This window comes from Niastella populi, assembly GCF_002078015.1.
Taxonomy (GTDB): domain Bacteria; phylum Bacteroidota; class Bacteroidia; order Chitinophagales; family Chitinophagaceae; genus Niastella; species Niastella populi.
This window is the reverse complement of the sequence record NZ_LWBP01000053.1, coordinates 1-222: the sequence shown is the minus strand read 5'-3', so window position 1 is coordinate 222 and position 222 is coordinate 1. Positions and strand designations below refer to the sequence as shown.

Annotated in this window: 1 protein-coding gene; it reads right to left on the bottom strand. The window is 34.2% G+C overall.

The genetic code is table 11. From position 1 onward, the window contains the following. Window positions 1-222, bottom strand: a 222-nt coding sequence (locus A4R26_RS34805) for a hypothetical protein (RefSeq protein WP_165760173.1), incomplete at both ends; no start/stop codon positions are given.

Below are 222 nucleotides of genomic sequence, written 5' to 3'. Positions count from 1 at the left end.
GCAGTTTGTGTTTCTCTTCTTCACTTAAATAATCTACATCCTTTAACAGCTTGCTTTGATCTTTTAAAATAAAGTCTAATATTTTAAAGAACAGGTTGCCTGCAAACGCTACTGACAAACCCGAGCTAAGTTTTTTGGTGGCTTTGATGCCTATGTTATAACCACCTCCGGTTAAACCAACTGTAAAATCGAAAAATGTATTGGTTCTTTCATATTCTGAAA